This window comes from Antarcticimicrobium luteum (genome assembly GCF_004358185.1).
Lineage (GTDB): Bacteria > Pseudomonadota > Alphaproteobacteria > Rhodobacterales > Rhodobacteraceae > Antarcticimicrobium > Antarcticimicrobium luteum.
The window spans coordinates 218904-234471 of the sequence record NZ_SMUV01000072.1 but is presented as its reverse complement, the minus strand read 5'-3'; the positions used below and the strand labels follow the sequence as shown (position 1 = coordinate 234471).

General features: G+C 68.0%; 14 protein-coding genes. 10 read left to right on the top strand and 4 right to left on the bottom strand.

Translation table 11 applies throughout. The features are described 5' to 3' along the window. Positions 1–88: 88 nt before the first annotated feature. The 7 genes from E1832_RS18255 (at position 89) to folP (ending at position 9617) form a co-directional block, all read left to right on the top strand. Entirely contained in the window at positions 89–1066 is a 978-nt protein-coding gene (locus E1832_RS18255) for a glycine--tRNA ligase subunit alpha (protein WP_133361199.1), read from the top strand. A 25-nt stretch (positions 1067–1091) separates the two neighbouring features. Continuing rightward, positions 1092–1625: a DUF6446 family protein gene (locus E1832_RS18250; protein WP_133361198.1), complete on the top strand. Its 534-nt coding sequence runs from the start codon at positions 1092–1094 to the stop codon at positions 1623–1625. 85 nt (positions 1626–1710) lie between these two features. Beyond that, positions 1711–3957, top strand: coding sequence for a glycine--tRNA ligase subunit beta (gene glyS, locus E1832_RS18245; RefSeq protein ID WP_133361197.1), 2247 nt, complete (start codon positions 1711–1713; stop codon positions 3955–3957). A 243-nt stretch (positions 3958–4200) separates the two neighbouring features. After that, complete coding sequence (locus tag E1832_RS18240; RefSeq protein ID WP_342635571.1) at positions 4201–6750, top strand: putative PEP-binding protein; 2550 nt, start codon at positions 4201–4203, stop codon at positions 6748–6750. 174 nt (positions 6751–6924) lie between these two features. Further along, positions 6925–7587, top strand: a complete 663-nt coding sequence (locus tag E1832_RS18235; RefSeq protein WP_206021076.1) for a cell wall hydrolase — start codon at positions 6925–6927, stop codon at positions 7585–7587. Between the two features lie 105 nt (positions 7588–7692). Further along, positions 7693–8619 carry a dihydroneopterin aldolase gene (locus tag E1832_RS18230; RefSeq protein ID WP_133361194.1) on the top strand — a complete coding sequence of 309 codons (927 nt, stop codon included), beginning with the start codon at positions 7693–7695 and terminating at the stop codon, positions 8617–8619. After that, positions 8616–9617, top strand: a complete 1002-nt coding sequence (gene folP / locus E1832_RS18225) for a dihydropteroate synthase (protein ID WP_133361193.1) — start codon at positions 8616–8618, stop codon at positions 9615–9617. The genes E1832_RS18230 and folP overlap by 4 nt, the downstream gene beginning before the upstream one ends. A 78-nt stretch (positions 9618–9695) precedes the next feature. On the opposite strand, the gene E1832_RS18220 is transcribed toward folP, so the two are convergent. The 3 genes from E1832_RS18220 to ilvC form a co-directional block, all read right to left on the bottom strand. Continuing rightward, on the bottom strand, positions 9696–9932 hold the full coding sequence (locus E1832_RS18220) for a hypothetical protein (RefSeq protein WP_133361192.1): 237 nt from the start codon (positions 9930–9932) through the stop codon (positions 9696–9698). Between the two features lie 37 nt (positions 9933–9969). Then, entirely contained in the window at positions 9970–10881 is a 912-nt protein-coding gene (locus E1832_RS18215; protein ID WP_165978925.1) for a DMT family transporter, read from the bottom strand. 98 nt (positions 10882–10979) lie between these two features. Continuing rightward, on the bottom strand, positions 10980–12002 hold the full coding sequence (ilvC, locus tag E1832_RS18210) for a ketol-acid reductoisomerase (RefSeq protein ID WP_133361191.1): 1023 nt from the start codon (positions 12000–12002) through the stop codon (positions 10980–10982). Positions 12003–12134: 132 nt separating this feature from the next. On the opposite strand from ilvC, the gene E1832_RS18205 reads away from it, so the two are divergent. From E1832_RS18205 to E1832_RS18195, 3 genes are all read left to right on the top strand, one after another. Next, positions 12135–12590 (top strand): Lrp/AsnC family transcriptional regulator, encoded by a 456-nt coding sequence (locus tag E1832_RS18205; protein ID WP_133361190.1) that lies wholly within the window; start codon positions 12135–12137, stop codon positions 12588–12590. After that, the gene (locus tag E1832_RS18200) at positions 12587–13045 is read left to right on the top strand and encodes an Lrp/AsnC family transcriptional regulator (RefSeq protein WP_133361189.1); all 459 of its coding nucleotides are present in this window, start codon (positions 12587–12589) and stop codon (positions 13043–13045) included. Before E1832_RS18205 ends, E1832_RS18200 begins: the two co-directional genes overlap by 4 nt. Before the next feature lie 71 nt (positions 13046–13116). Beyond that, on the top strand, positions 13117–14241 hold the full coding sequence (locus E1832_RS18195; protein WP_133361188.1) for an aminotransferase class V-fold PLP-dependent enzyme: 1125 nt from the start codon (positions 13117–13119) through the stop codon (positions 14239–14241). A 125-nt stretch (positions 14242–14366) separates the two neighbouring features. On the opposite strand, the gene E1832_RS18190 is transcribed toward E1832_RS18195, so the two are convergent. Further along, positions 14367–15563, bottom strand: coding sequence for a UbiH/UbiF family hydroxylase (locus E1832_RS18190; RefSeq protein ID WP_133361187.1), 1197 nt, complete (start codon positions 15561–15563; stop codon positions 14367–14369). Positions 15564–15568: the final 5 nt, after the last annotated feature.

Below are 15568 nucleotides of genomic sequence, written 5' to 3'. Positions count from 1 at the left end.
CGCCGAATTCCCCCTGTTGCGCGTTGACCCTTGCCCGTAGGGGGCATAGGAAAGGCGCGCCTCCAAAGGTTCAGGAAAGAGCGGCCAGATGACCGAAGCCACGACCAAAACGCCGGCCGAAACGACCGCCGGAACGCCGACCGGAAAACCGACGCCGCCGCGCTCGTTCCAGGAGATTATCCTGCGCCTGCAAGGCTATTGGGCGGCCCAGGGCTGCGCCGTTCTGCAACCCTACGACATGGAGGTGGGCGCCGGCACCTTTCATCCCGCCACCACCCTGCGCGCGCTGGGCGGCAAATCCTGGGCGGCGGCCTATGTGCAGCCGTCGCGCCGCCCCACCGACGGGCGCTATGGCGAGAACCCCAATCGCCTCCAGCATTATTATCAGTTCCAGGTGCTGATCAAACCCAGCCCGCCCGATCTTCAGGCGCTCTATCTGGGCTCGCTCGAGGCGATCGGCATCGACATGGACCTGCACGACATCCGCTTTGTCGAGGACGACTGGGAAAGCCCCACTCTGGGCGCCTGGGGCCTGGGATGGGAGGTCTGGTGCGACGGCATGGAAGTGTCGCAGTTCACCTATTTTCAGCAGGTCGGCGGCCATGACTGCAAGCCGGTGTCGGGCGAGCTGACCTATGGGCTGGAACGGCTGGCGATGTATGTGCTCGGCATCGATCACGTGATGGACATGCCCTATAACGATCCGCAGACGCCGATCCCGCTGAGCTATGGCGACGTCTTCCGCCAGACCGAGCAGGAATACTCCCGCTTCAACTTCGACGTCGCCGAGACCGCGATGCTGCTGCGCCATTTCGAGGATGCCGAGGCCGAATGCGAGGCGATCCTGGCCCACCCGCAGGACGATCCCAAGACCGGCAAGAAGATCATCATGGCGCATCCCGCCTATGACCAGTGCATCAAGGCCAGCCATCTGTTCAACCTGCTCGACGCGCGCGGCGTGATCTCGGTCACCGAGCGGCAGGCCTATATCGGCCGGGTGCGGGCACTGGCCAAGAAATGCGCCGACGCCTTCGTGCAGACCGAAGCCGGGGGCGCGGCGGCGTGACCAACGCCCGCGCGGAGATCCATCCATGAACGGCAAAATCCTCGCCTCCCTGATCGTCGCCAGCGCGCTGGTTTTCGGCGCCGTGGTGTATTACGCGCAGGTCTACGGCTACTACTATCAGGTCACCCCGACGCCGGGACAGGATGTGCAACTGGTCGCCGTCGACAGCGGCGAGCCTGAACCCATCGCCTATTCCGATTTCCAGGCTATCGACGCCGACAGCTCGCCGATCCGCTACCGCGCCTGCTTCACAACCTCGCTCAGCGCCGATGACCTGGCGCGGACTTACAGCGAACTTGCCGGCGGCGAGCCGCGCATCGCGCCCGGCTGGTTCGACTGTTTCGACGCCGAGGCCATCGGCCAGGGGATCGAGGCCGGAGAGATCCGCGTCTTTCTCGCCCACAAGAACATCGCCTATGGTGTCGACCGGGTCGTCGCCATCGCGCCGGGCGGTCAGGGCTGGGCGTGGGAAGAGCTGAACGATTGCGGCCGCAAGGCCTATGACGGCACCCCGGTGGGCGAGGAATGCCCGCCACGCGCCGAGGGGGGCGGGTCATGACCGCGCCCGCCTCCGACCTTCTCCTTTCGCCGACACCCCGCGGGCCGCGCCTCATCCGCCGCCCGAACCGCTCCGAGGACACAAGATGCCCGACCTTCTGATCGAACTGTTTTCCGAGGAAATCCCGGCCCGCATGCAGGCCCGCGCCGCCGAGGATCTGAAAAAGCGGATGACCGACGGGCTGGTCGAGGCCGGCCTCACCTACCGCGGCGCCACCGCCTTCTCGACCCCGCGTCGGCTGGCGCTGGCCGTCGAGGGGCTGCTGGCCGAATCGCCCACCCTGCGCGAGGAGCGCAAGGGCCCCAAGGTCGGCGCCCCCGACAAGGCGATCGAGGGTTTCCTGCGCGGCGCCGGGATCACCCGCGACCAGCTCGAGGAACGCGACACCCCCAAGGGCGCGGTCTATTTCGCCACCATCGAGAAACCCGGTCGCCCGGCGGCCGGGATCGTCGCCGAGGTGCTGGAGGCGACGATCCGCAACTTCCCCTGGCCCAAGTCGATGCGCTGGGGGACGGGCAGCCTGCGCTGGGTGCGGCCGCTACACTCGATCCTTTGCATCCTCACCGACGAGGCCGGCGCCCAGGCGGTGCCGATGGAGGTCGACGGCATCAAGGCGGGCAACAGCACCGAAGGCCACCGCTTCATGGCGCCGGGCCGGTTTGCCGTCACCTCCTTCGACGACTATGAGGCAAAGCTCAAACGCGCCCATGTGATCCTCTCGCCCGAGGAACGCGCCGAGCATATCCGGGCCGACGCCAGCAACCGCGCCTTCGCCGCCGGGCTTGAGGTGGTCGAGGACAATGGCCTGCTGGCCGAGGTCGCGGGCCTGGTCGAATGGCCGGTGGTGCTGATGGGCGAGATCGGCGCGGCCTTCCTCGACCTGCCGGCCGAGGTGCTGCAGACCTCGATGAAGGAACACCAGAAATTCTTCTCGGTGCGCGACCCGAAAACCGGCCGCATCGTGAAATTCGTCACCGTCGCCAACCGCGAGACCGCCGATCATGGCGCGACCATCCTCGCCGGCAATCAAAAGGTGCTGGCGGCGCGGCTGTCGGACGCCAAGTTCTTCTGGGACAACGACCTGCGGGTGGCGAAGACGGACGTCACCGCCTGGACCGCCGCGCTGGAAAACGTGACCTTCCACAACCGGCTCGGCAGCCAGGGCGAGCGGATCCGCCGCATCGCCGCGCTGGCCTGCGACCTGGCCCCCGCCGTGGGCGCGGCGACCGCCGCCGCCAAACAGGCCGCAGAGCTGGCCAAGGCCGACCTGTCGTCGGAAATGGTCTATGAATTCCCCGAACTTCAGGGCGTCATGGGCCGCTACTACATCGCCGCCGCCGGCCGCAGCCCCGAAATCGCCGCCGTGGCCGAGGAACATTACTCGCCGCTCGGCCCGTCGGACGACGTGCCCACCGCGCCGCTGTCGGTGACCGTGGCGCTGGCCGACAAGCTCGACACGCTGACCGGCTTCTGGGCCATCGACGAAAAACCAACCGGTTCCAAGGATCCCTTTGCGCTGCGCCGCGCCGCGCTGGGTGTGATCCGGCTGGTGCTGGCCAACGACCTGCGGCTGCCGCTCGATCGCTACATCGACGCCCAGATCCTGCGCCACAAGATCCACCTCCACCGCGAGGCCGATGAAAGCCAGCTCGCCGCGCTGCGCGACATCAACGAAGAGATCGCCGAACATGGCGTCTTCGGCGCCGCCTTCCGCGCCGTGCTGGCCCGGCTCACCGGCGACCCGGACGTGGACACCTCCGAACACTCGCTGCTGCGCACCATCGGCGGTCTGGTGCCGGATCTGTCCACCGACCTGATGGTCTTCCTGCACGACCGGCTCAAGGTCTATCTGCGCGATCAGGGCATCCGCCACGACGTGATCGACGCCTGCATCGCCATGCCGGGGCACGACGACCTGAACCTGCTGGTCAAGCGCGCCGTGGCGCTCAGCGCCGTGCTGGAGACCGAGGACGGCGAGAACCTGATCCAGGGCTTCAAACGCGCCAACAACATCCTCACCCAGGCCGAGGAAAACGACGGGGTGGAATATTCCTTCGGCGCCGATCCGAAATTCGCCGAGACCGACAGCGAACGCGCCCTCTTCGCGGCGCTGGACGCCGCCCAGACCCGGATCGCCCCCGCGCTCACCGCCGAGGATTTCCCCGGTGCGATGGCGGCCATGGCGGCGCTGCGCGGCCCGATCGACGCCTTCTTCGAAGAGGTGCAGGTCAATACAGACAATGAAACCCTGCGCCGCAACCGGCTGAACCTGCTGCACCAGATCTGCACCACCTGCGGCCAGGTGGCGGATCTCACGCGGATCGCAGGCTAGGGCAGGGGGCGCGCCGCCCGGGCCGCCCCGCCTTTTCCGTTCGCTCCGAATATCCCCGCCGGCGGCCGCGCCCGCCTGGGGGCGGGCCGGGCGTGACGGGGGGGCTCCGGCTCTCTGCGATGTCGGTCCGAGCCGCATACGCGGTGCGTTGCGAAAGCAGGCGAGGCGGCTCATCCGCCGCCCGCGCCCCCTTGCGCGCGCCGCACGCGTGCCTATGCTGCGGGCATAGCGATAGGTGCCGCAGTGCAGAAAAACCCCCACACGACCCTGGTGACCCCCGACGCCCCGATCGACGCCGCCACCCACGGCGGTCGGGCCAAATGCCTGCAACGCCTGGTACGGCTCGATCTGCCGGTGCCGCGCACCGTCTCGCTGTCCTTCGAGGCGGTGAAACGCATCGCGGTGGGCCAGATGCCCGACATCGCCGCGGTCGACGACCAGTTTCCGCCCGACGCGCTGCTCTGCGTGCGCCCCTCATCCGAGGATCCCGACTGGGGCGGCCCCGGCGCGGTGCTCAATATCGGCATGAACGACGCCCAATATGCCCGCCTGTCCGAGCGTCTCGGACCCAGGGCCGCCGCGGCGCTCTATTCCCGCTTCGTTCAGGGCTATGCCACCCATGTGGCCCGGCTCGACCCCGACCTGTTCGACAGCGAACCGGCCGAGGGGCACAAGGGCCTGCAACGCATGTTGCGCGCCTATGAGGATGAGGCTGACGAGCCCTTTCCGCAGTCGCGCACCGACCAGCTCAGCGGCGTGCTGCGCTCCATGGCCCGCGCCTGGGAGGGGACATCGGCCCGCCTGCTGCGTCAGGCCAAGGGCGCGCCGGCCGATGCCGGTCTCGGCCTCGTGGTACAGGAAATGATCCCCGGTCTGGGCCAGGGCGAATGCGGCTCGGGCGTGCTGCAACTGGCCGACCCGGTCACCGGCCTGCCGCAGCTGACCGGCCGCTATCTCAGCCAGAGCCAGGGCCGCGAGGCGCTGGGCGCCGGGGCCGCCGCGCTCTATCTGGAAAAGGATCCGCGCGGCCCCTCGCTGGAGGAACTGGCACCGGAGGCCTTCGAGGCGCTGAAAGCCGACGCCGCGTTGATGCGCCGCCGCCTGCGCGAGGAAATGCAGGTCGAATTCGTCATCCAGGACGGGCAGGTCCATATTCTCGACGGGGTGCGCATCCCACGCAGCCCGCGCGCCGCGGTGCGTATCGCCGTGCGTCTGGCCGAGGATGGCGTCATCACGCCGCAAGAGGCGGTGATGCGGGTCGATCCCCATTCCCTGAACGAGCTGCTGCACCGGCAGGTCGCCCCCGATGCCGACCGCGACGTGCTGGCCGCCGGCATCGGCGCCAGCCCGGGCGCCGCCACCGGCCGCATCGTGTTCTCGGCCACCGCCGCCCAGGCCAGCGCCGCCCGGCGCGAAAACTGCATCCTGGTGCGCCGCGAAACCGCGCCCGAGGATGTGCGCGGCATGCATGCCGCAGTTGGCGTTCTGACCGAAAAGGGCGGCATGACCAGCCACGCGGCGGTGATCGGGCGGGGCCTCGGTCTGCCCTGCATCGTCGGCGCCTCCGAGCTGACCTTCAATACCCGCGACAAGACGCTGCGCGCGCCCGACGGCCGGATCCTGCGCGAGGGCGACATCGTCACCATCGACGGCAGCTCGGGCCAGGTGCTGGCTGGTGAGCCGGCGATGCTCGAGGCGGCGCTCGACGACGCCTTCCAGACGCTGATGGGCTGGGCCGACGCCGCCCGCGACATCGGCATCCGCGCCAATGCCGACACCCCCGCCGACGCCCAGACCGCCCGCAACTTCGACGCCCAGGGCATCGGGCTGTGCCGGACCGAGCATATGTTCTTCGAGCCCGGCCGCCTGACGGTGATGCGCGAGATGATCTTTGCCGACACCAGCTCGGGCCGCGCCGCGGTGCTGGCCCGGCTGCTGCCGATGCAGCGCGAGGATTTCATCCAGCTGTTCCGCATCATGGAGGGCAGCCCGGTCTGCATCCGCCTGTTCGACCCGCCCCTGCACGAGTTTCTGCCGGCCAGCCGGTCGGGCCAGCGCGAATTGGCCGAGGCGCTCGATCTGCCGGTCTCCGACGTCACCCGCCGGATCGAGGCGATGGCCGAATACAATCCCATGCTCGGCCTGCGCGGGGTGCGGCTCGGCGTCACCGTGCCCGAGATCTACGAGATGCAGGCCCGCGCCATCTTCGAGGCCACGATCGAGGCCAGCCGCTCGGGCGATCCGGTGGTGCCCGAGATCATGATCCCGCTGGTCTCGGCCAAGCGCGAGGTCGAGCTGATCAAGGCGCGGGTCGATGCCGTCGCCGCCGCCGTGCGCTCGGAACGCGGCCGGAACTTCACCTATCGGCTCGGCGTGATGGTGGAAACCCCGCGCGCCGCCCTGCGCGCGGCCGAGATCGCACCGCATGTCTCCTTTCTCAGCTTCGGCACCAACGACCTGACGCAGATGACCTATGGCCTGTCGCGCGACGACGCCGGGCGTTTCATGTCCGATTACGTGCGCAAGGGCGTCTTCCCCGAAGACCCCTTCCACGTGCTCGACATCGATGGGGTGGGGGAGCTTCTGAAACTCGGGGCCGAGCGTGGCCGCGCCGCAAATCCGGACTTGACGGTGTCGATCTGCGGCGAACACGGCGGCAACCCCGAATCAATCGCCTTCTGCCGCGAGGCGGGGTTCGATTACGTCTCCTGTTCGCCCTTCCGGGTGCCGGTGGCGCGCCTTGCCGCGGCCCAGCTCGCCATTGCCGAGGAGACCGGGCAAAAACCAGGTTAACATCTTGTAAATATTTACCCTTCCCTCCGCGCCCGGTGCCGCGCCGCGGCCCGGAGCGGGTTCGCAAACTGCCTGAAAACCGGGCGCAACTGGACTTTTCGCTCCAACCGGGTTACCTCGCCCCCTGCGCTCGCCTGGGGAGGTCTGGCGCGCACCATGCGTTGTGGGGTTGAGATGAAAAGACTTCTGGCCGCTGCCGCCGTGTTCTGCGCGGTGTGTTCTCCTTTTGCCGTCCAGGCCGACACCGGCCTCAAGGGGCTGTTCCAGCGCGAGCAATCGACGCTGAACGCCGTGCCCGGCAACCGGCTGAAATCGCTGCTCAGCGTGTCCCGTTCCAAGCGCGACACCGGCAAACAGATCCCCTTCGCCTTCTCCAAGGACTGGCTCGATGCCCAGCCCGCGCCCGAGGGCGGCGACAACTGGAAATGCCTCGCCGAGGCGCTCTATTTCGAGGCCCGCGGCGAAACCGTGAAGGGCCAGTTCGCAGTGGCCGAGGTGATCATGAACCGGGTCAAGAGCGCCCGCTTCCCCGACAGCCTCTGCGGCGTGATCCGCCAGGGCACCGGCAAACGCTATCAGTGCCAGTTCACCTACACCTGCGACGGCCACGCCGAGGTGATCTCCGAGCCCAAGGCGTTCGAGCGGGTATCCAAGGTCGCCCGCGCGGTGATGGACGGGACCGCCGGCGACCTGACCAAGGGCGCCACCCATTACCACACCAAGGCGGTTCAGCCGCGCTGGGCCCGGGTCTACCAGAAGACGGCGCAGATCGGCGTTCATATCTTCTACCGGCACAACTTCCGCACCGCGTCGAACCAGACCGCTTCGTCCGAATAAGGCGCGCCGCTTTCGGTCGCTGGTGCGGCGCGAACGGGCCTGTTAAAAGGGCGCCCGCAGCCTAAACCTCGGGCTGTGACCGATCCCGATCAAAGGCCCGAGCCCATGACCACCGAAATCCGCCTTGCCTTCGCGCATCCCTCCGAACGGGCCGCGGCCACCGCGCCGCGCCGCCCGCTCGACCGCATCTCGGTGCGCGACCACGTGGTCGAGGTCGAGATCGGCGCCTTCCAGGCCGAGCGCGGCACCACCCAGCGGGTCTGTTTCAACGTCGTGGTCGAGGTCGAGCCGCTGACCGGCCCGATCGACGACGATGTCGACCGCATCCTCTCCTACGACCGGGTGACCGAGGCGATCGCGCATGAACTGGCCGAAGAGCGTCTGAACCTCCTGGAAACCCTGGCCGAGCGTATCGCCGAACGCATCCTGCTGGAGCCGCAGGCGATCCGCGCCTTCGTCCGCGTCGAAAAACTCGATCGCGGCCCCGGCGCGCTGGGGGTCGAGATCGTTCGCGCCCGCAACCAGACCGCCCACGGCCCCCTGGTCGAGGATGACCGCCCGCATCCGCGGCTGGTCTATCTGTCCAACGCCGCCATCGCCTCGGAAAACCTCTCCGGCTGGCTCGACCAGCTCGAACTGGGCGACCGCCCGCTGGTTCTCTGCGTCGGCGCGCCGGAGATGCCCGGCCCCCGCACCGGTCACCGCATGACCCAGCGCCGGATCGACCTGCTGGCCATCGAACAGAACGCCTGGGTGCTGGCCGCCCGCGATCCCCGCTGCGTCGTGGTCGAAACCCGGACCGAACTCGACTGGGCGATGAAACACCGCCAGATCAGCGTCTGGGCCCCGTCCAAGATCGTGCTCGACGCGGTCGACGGCCCCTCGACCCAGCCCGGCGACGCGGTGGCGCTGGCCGCCTGGTTCGCCGCCACCTTCGCCGCCGACGAGATGCTGGTGATCGGCGCCGATGCGCCCGCCGCCGATCCCGGCCTGCCGTTGCGCAGCGTTCCGGTGGTGCAGGCGCGCCTATGACCTTCTATTACCGCCCGTTGGTCCAGCACGGCGCCGCCCGCCCGGCGGGCGCGCTGCAACTGACCGGCGGCCCGCTCTGGTTCACCCATGTCGAGGCGCTGGCGCGCGGGCGCGCGCCGCAGGTGATCCCCGCCGCCGAGGTGCCCGATCACGACCTGGAGCCGCTCACCGCCCCGCGCGCCCCGGTGGCGGGCCTGTCGATGGACCGCCCCAACGTCATGGGGATTCTCAACACCACCCCCGACAGCTTTTCCGACGGCGGCAGGCACCATGACAGTGACGCCGCGCTGGCCGGCGCCCGCGCGATGATCGACGCCGGCGCCGACATTCTCGACATCGGCGGCGAATCCACCCGCCCCGGCGCCGCCCCGGTGCCGGTGGAGCAGGAGATCGCCCGCACCGCCCCGGTGATCGCCGCGATCCGCCGGGACAGCAACATCCCGATCTCCATCGACACCCGCAAGGCCCCGGTGGCCGCGGCCGCGCTCCAGGCCGGCGCCGATCTCGTCAACGATGTGGCCGGCTTCACCTTCGACGCGGATCTCGCGCCGCTCTGCGCCGCGCGCGGGGTTCCGGTCTGCGTCATGCATTCGCAGGGCAAGCCGGAGACCATGCAGGACGATCCGCGCTATGACGACGTTCTGCTCGACGTCTACGATTTCCTCGCCGGCCGCATCGCCGCGCTGGAGGCGCAGGGCATCCCGCGCTCCCGCATCGTCACCGATCCCGGCATCGGCTTTGGCAAGACGCGGGAGCACAACCTCAGCCTCTTGCGCGGCCTCGCGCTTTTCCATGGGCTCGGCTGCCCGGTCCTGCTCGGCGTCTCGCGCAAGAAGTTCATCGGCACCATCGGGCAGGAGCCGCGCCACGAGGCCCGCGCGCCCGGCTCGATCGCCGTCGGCCTTGCCGGATTTGCGCAGGGGGCGCAGATCCTGCGCGTCCACGACGTCCCTGAAACCGCCCAGGCGCTGCGCCTCTGGCAGGCGGCAAGGGGATAACCTGCACGGCTCGGAACACGGCCGAAGGCCGCCGCTCGCGCATCGAGGCGGCCCGCGGCGGACTGTACAGACTCGCCCCTAAACTCCCCGATATTTTTCCACCCCGGCGGTAACCCCACCGAACGCCTCGTTCACGCCGGGATTTCCTGTTCGCACCACTGAAAGCGGAGAAAATGGAACGGGGAGTTTCCGCTCCATTTTGTACAAATCGAACATTTTCGCCCGATTTCGCAGGAGGGAAGGTAAACACGCTCCGGCCCCAGGCACGAGAAAGCGGGCAAAACCCGCTGATTTTTCGAAGAAATCCGAAATCATCCACAGATCCGTTTACGACCGGTGGACACCCCCCGACTCACCGCCCCAGAAACAGCCGCCGCAGCGCCCCATACTGGCTCAGCCCCACGCCGCAAAGGATCAGCACCAGCGCCGTCAGCAGCGAGGGTGGCAGCGGCTCGCTCAGGATCAGTGCCCCCAGCAGCACCGACCAGACGGGGACCATGTAATTGACAATGCTCAGGAAAACCGGCCCCGCGCTGCGCACCAGCGTGACCCGCAACAGGTTCGCCCCCGCCGTCGGCACCAGCCCGAGAAAGGCCACCAGCCACAGCGTCCGGGCATCCGGCACCGGCGGCACCCCCTCGACCATCAGCGCCACCGGCACCACCCCCAGCGCCCCGATCAGCAGCAGAACCGCCGACAGTCCGATCGGGTCCACCGGCGGCAGAGTTCGCATCTGCACCGAGCTGACGGCATAGCAGGCGGCAGCGCCGACACAGGCGATCCGGCCCGGCATCTCCAGGGATAACCCAGTTGAGTCAAGGGCTTGCCCGCCGACCAGCAGGGCGACCCCGGCAAATCCGATGACAAATCCCAGCACCCGCCGCAGGGACATCCGCTCGCCTGGCACGAACACATGCGCCAGCGGCAGCACGATCAGCGCCACGCTCGCCATCGACACCCCGGCAAACCCCGAGGTCACATATTGCTGTCCCCAGGCCAGCAGCATGAAAGGAATCGTGGAACTGAGAAATCCGATGCTGAACAGGCTAACCCATTGAAATCCCGTGGGAGCCACCTTGAACAGCCGCCCGCCGCGCCAGCCCCAGACCGCGCAGGTCAGCGCCGCGCCGAAGCCGATGCGTGAGGCCGCCAGCCAGAACGGCGTCAGCCCCGCCAACGCCATCTCCTGCACCAGAAAGGTGCCGCCCCAGATCATCCCGAGCAGGCTCAGCATGATCCAGCTTTTTGCTGTAATGTCAGGCATCTGGCGCGATTTCCTCGCCTAAAATATAGGCCCCGGCACATGACCGGGGCCCTTTGAACTGCGGCTGCGGCGCGGACCCCGGCCCGCGCCGATATGCCTTAGTTTTTTTCCTTGTCGACCATCTTGCCGGCCGAGATCCACGGCATCATGCCGCGCAGCTTCTCGCCGGTGGCCTCGATCTGATGCTCGTCGTGGATACGACGGGTCGCCTTGAAGAACGGCTGGCCCACCGTGTTCTCCTGCATGAAGTCGCGCACGAACTTGCCGGTCTGGATGTCGGTCAGAACCGCCTTCATCCGCGCCTTGGTCTCGTCGTAGGGCAGGATGCGCGGACCCGAAACATACTCGCCGTATTCGGCGGTGTTCGAGATCGAGTAGTTCATGTTGGCGATGCCGCCTTCATAGATCAGGTCGACGATCAGCTTCACCTCGTGCAGACACTCGAAGTAAGCCATTTCAGGGGCATAGCCGGCCTCGACCAGGGTCTCGAAGCCCATGCGGATCAGCTCCACCAGGCCGCCGCAGAGCACGGCCTGCTCACCGAACAGGTCGGTTTCGCATTCCTCGCGGAAGTTGGTCTCGATGATGCCCGAGCGGCCGCCGCCGATCGCCGAGCAATAGCTCAGGCCAATCTCCAGCGCCTTGCCGGAGGCGTCGTTGTCGACCGCGACCAGGCAGGGCACGCCACCGCCCTTGGTGTATTCGCCGCGCACGGTGTGGCCGGGGCCCTTGGGCGCCATCATGATGACATCGACACCCGGCTTCGGTTCGATCAGGCCGAAATGCACGTTCAGGCCATGGGCAAACGCGATCGCGGCGCCTTCCTTCAGGTTGTCGTGGACGTATTTCTTGTAGGTCTCGGCCTGCAGTTCATCGGGCATGGTGAACATGATCAGGTCGCACCAGGCGGCCGCTTCGGCGATACCCATAACCTGCAGGCCTTCGGCCTCGGCTTTTTTCGCGCTGGCCGAGCCTTCGCGCAGGGCGACGACAAGGTTCTTGGCGCCCGAGTCGCGCAGGTTCAGCGCATGGGCGTGCCCCTGGGAGCCATAGCCCAGGATCGCCACTTTCTTGTCCTTGATCAGGTTGATGTCGCAATCGCGGTCATAGTAAACGCGCATGTCGTCTCTCCGGTTCTGGTTTGGTTGGGGGCAACATGGCCTTTTGGCGGCGCAAGCGCAGCAACAGAATTTGATATTTTTCCGGGTTCTGTTAGAAACCATTTCGCTGGGATCGCAAGTTTCGGAAAATTCATGCTCGACGACACCGACAGGCGCCTGCTGCGCCATCTTCAGGCCGATCCGGCGCAATCCGTCGCCGATCTCGCCCGCGCCTCGGGCGTGGCGGCGAGCAAGGCCTACAAGCGGCTGGAGCGGCTGGAGGCGGCGGGCGTGCTCAAGGGGCAGCGGGCGGTGATCGACTGGCGCGCGCTGGGATATGCGGTCGAGGTGTCGCTGCGGGTGAGCCTGGACAAGACCGAGCCGCGCGCCTTTGACGAGTTCATCGCCGTCGCCCGCGAGGTGCCGGAGGTGTCGGAGATCCAGACCTTTCTCGGCCGGGTCGACGTGCGGCTGACGGTGCTGGCGCGCGACATGCGCCATTATCAGGAAATCTACCGCAGCCGCATCCTGACGCTGCCGCATATCGTCGATGTCGAGGCCTTGATGCATGTGACCACGATCAAGGATGTGGAGGCGCTGCCGCTGTGATCGACCTGGACGAGACCGACCGAGCCATCCTGCGCGCGCTGCAGCAGGACGCGACGCTGACCGCCGCCAAACTGGGCCGGCAGTCGGGTATCAGCCAGTCGGTCGCCTGGCGGCGGGTCAAGCGGCTGACCGAGGCGGGTGTGATCAAGGGCCGGCGGCTGGACCTCGACAAGGAGGTGTTGGGCTTTGGCGTCACCGTCTTCCTGGGCGTCAAGCTCGCCGCCAAGGGGCGGGCGAGCCTGGAGGATTTCGAACGCGCGGTGACGGCGATCCCCGAGGTGCAGACGGTTCAGCATGTGCTGGGCCGCTATGATTACCGCCTGCGGGTGGTGGCGCGCGACCTGTCGGATTTCGAGCGCGTCTTGCGGCGGCGGATCATGACCCTGCCCGGCGCCGGCGAGGTCGAGGCCAATGTGGTGCTGAGCGAGGAGCGGCGGCCGGGCCCGCTGGGCTGAGCGCGACAGCTTTGCCTTTGCCGAAACCATCCCCGCGCGGTATGAGCAGGCAAAAGCACAGGAGATCGCACATGGCGCTGCTAGATACCGTCGACCCGCAGGGGATGGAAGAATTCTCGGTCGTCTTCACCGACCGGTCGCTCAACCACATGTCCGCCGCCTTTCAGCAGGTGATGCGCGACATCTCCGAGATGCTGCGCGAGGTTTACGGCGCGCAGGGCGTCGCGCTGGTGCCCGGCGGCGGCACCTATGCGATGGAGGCCGTGGTGCGCCAGTTCGCCCGGGGGCAAGAGGCGCTGGTGGTGCGCAACGGCTGGTTCTCCTATCGCTGGTCGCAGATCGTGGAAACCGGCGGGCTGACCACCAGGACCACGGTGATGAAGGCGCGCCAGACCGGCAATGCGCAGCCCGCCCCCTTTGCGCCGGCCCCTGTAGAGGAGGTGGTCGCGGCGATCCGGGCGGAACGGCCCGGCGTCGTCTTCGCCCCGCATGTGGAGACCGCGGCGGGGGTGATCCTGCCCGACGATTACGTCACCGCGCTGGCTTCGGCCGCGCATGAGGTCGGCGCGCTGATGGTGCTCGATTGCATCGCCTCCGGTTGTGCCTGGGTCGACATGGGCAAGACCGGCGTCGATGTGCTGATCTCGGCCCCGCAGAAGGGCTGGAGCGCCTCGCCCTCGGCCGGGCTGGTGATGCTGTCGGAGCGCGCGGAGGCGCGGCTGGCCGAGACCGAGAGCGACAGTTTCGCGCTGGATCTCAAGAAATGGCGGCAGATCATGCAGGCCTATGAGAACGGCGGTCACGCCTATCACGCCACCATGCCGACCGATGCGCTGCGCGTCTTCCGCGACACCATGGCCGAGACGCGGGAGTATGGGTTCGACAAGCTGTGCGCCGCACAGTGGGAGCTGGGCAATTCCGTGCGCGCGATGCTGAAGGACAAGGGCGTCGTTTCCGTCGCCGCCGAGGGCTTCGGTGCGCCGGGGGTGGTGGTCAGCTATACCGGCGATCCGGAGATCCAGAACGGCAAGAAATTCGCCGCATTGGGGATGCAGATCGCCGCCGGCGTGCCGCTGCAATGCGATGAGCCGGAGGATTTCAGGACCTTCCGGCTGGGGCTCTTCGGGCTCGACAAGCTTTACGACGTGCCGGCCACGGTGGCGCGGCTGAAGGCGGTTATCGACCAGGTGCTGTAAAGCGCGACGCTGAACCAACGTTCCGCCGGGCGTTTTCGCCGGGCAGCGCCCGTCCGCCCCCATGGGCGGGCGCTTCGCTTCCGCCCGCGGCCGGGCGCCGCCCTAAGTTCTTTTGAATACGCCTTTCAGCGCACGCCCAGACCCATCTGCATCAGCGTCTTGCGCACCGGGGCCAGCGAATAGAGCGCGCTGAGCCCTGCGGCGCGAACATCGCGCAGCGGCTGCGCGCCCGCCATGGAGGCGCGGTTCAGCAGGTCGATGCCGGTCACCCGCACCATCACCTCGGAATGGCGCGCCTTGTGATAGGCCTCCAGCATCTGGGCATCGCCCAGCCCCTCGGGCCGGGCCTCGGCCAGCTCCAGCAGGGCGCGCAGATCGCCCAGCGACATGTTCAGCCCCTGCGCGCCGATCGGCGGCACCACATGCGCCGCCTCGGCCATCAGCGCCACGCGCTCGCCGGCCATCCGCTCGGCCCGCTGGCTGATGATCGGCCAGACCGTGCGGCGCGAGGCGAGTTGCAGGGGCCCGAACAGGCTGCAGGAGCGTTCGGTCATCGCCGCATTGAAGGCCTCGGCCTCCATCTGCATCAGCTCCATCGCGCGCGGTCCGCGCTCCATCCACACCACGGCGGAGGAGGGGCTGCCCTGATAGTCGGGCAGCGGCACCAGCGTGAACGGCCCGCCGGAGCGGTGGATCTCGGTCGAGACGTTTTCATGCGGGATCGGATGGGTGGTGGCGAAGGCCAGCGCCTTTTGCCCGTACCGCATGGCGTGCACCGGGATGCCGGCGGCCTCGCGCATTGGCGAGGTACGCCCGTCGCAGGCCAGCACCAGCCGGGCGGTGACACGGGCCCCGTCGGAGAGGCCGACGCGGGCCTCGGCGGTGCGGGTGAACAGCGTGGTGGTGCCGGTTCCGGGGCGGAAATCCACGTTGGGCAGCCCGGCCAGATGCGCCACCAGCTCGCGCCGCAGCAGCCAGTTGGGCAGGTTCCAGCCGAACGGCTGTTCGGAGATGTCGGCGGCGTTGAATTCGCGCACCACGCGCGGTTCCGGCATTTCGCCGCCGGCGTCGACGATGCGCATGATCTGCAATGCGGCGGCCTCACCGGCCAGCCGGTCCCACAGCCCGCAACGCGCCATCAGCGCCTGACCGGGTTGCAGAATCGCGGTGGTGCGCAGGTCCGAGCCTTCGGCATCGCGTTCGGTCACCGGCGGGGCCGGATCGACGCAGATCACATCGAATCCCGCATGGCCAAAGGCGGCGGCCGCGGTCAGGCCGGCGATGCCGCCGCCGGAAATCAGGATGTCGCAGGTTTGGCTCATGGCGT